The organism is Verrucomicrobium sp. BvORR106 (assembly GCF_000739655.1).
Taxonomy (GTDB): Bacteria; Verrucomicrobiota; Verrucomicrobiia; order Verrucomicrobiales; family Verrucomicrobiaceae; genus Verrucomicrobium.
Map to the genome: position 1 here is coordinate 1 of NZ_BATR01000206.1, position 732 is coordinate 732.

A 732-nucleotide genomic window follows, 5' to 3' on the forward strand; every position below is an offset into this window, starting at 1 on the left:
TTGATCTTTCGTCGAAAATGCGGACGTAAAAAGTAGGGTTAGTTGTTTTTGATCGTATTTTCGAAGTCCACAGGTGACTGGTAGCCCAGTGCGCTGTGGAGTCGCACTGGGTTGTAGAAGGTTTCGATATAGTCAAAGATCATGGATCGTGCCTTGGTGCGGGTTGCTGGCAGTTGGCTGGCGAAGCACTCTGCTTTGAGCGTGGCCCAGAACGATTCCATGGCGGCGTTGTCGTAGCAGTTGCCCTGGCGGCTCATGCTTTGAGTGATGTCCCATGTCTCCAGACAGCGGCGGAACTGGTCGCTGGTGTACTGGCAACCTCTGTCGCTATGATGAACAAGCGCGTTCATGGACAGGTCGCGTGTTTGCAAAGCCCGCTCCAAAGCCACGGTGGGCAGTTGGGAGTGGAGGCTCTCCAGGGTGTTCCAGCCCACGATCCGACGGCTGCATAGATCCATTTCAGCGGCCAGATAGAGCCATCCTTCATGGGTGGGTATGTAGGTGATGTCGGTGAGCCAGACTTCATTGAGCTGGTCGGGGAGTTGCCGGTATTGAAGCAGGTTGGGGGAAGCCAGGGCGCCTTTGTCTGAGAAGGTGGTTCTGGGGATGTAGCGGCGTTTCTGGCGCACTTGCAGACCTTCTCTGCGCATGAGCCTGGCAATGCGGTTCTTGCCATGGCGCAGTCCTTTGCGCCGCAGGGCGTGCACGAGACGGGGGCTGCCATAGGTCTGG

At 57.0% G+C, this 732-nt stretch carries 1 protein-coding gene; it reads right to left on the reverse strand.

The features are described 5' to 3' along the window. Nucleotides 1-38: 38 nt before the first annotated feature. A partial coding sequence (locus BV106_RS34780; RefSeq protein WP_038172895.1) for an IS3 family transposase occupies nucleotides 39-732 on the reverse strand: 694 nt, incomplete at its 5' end.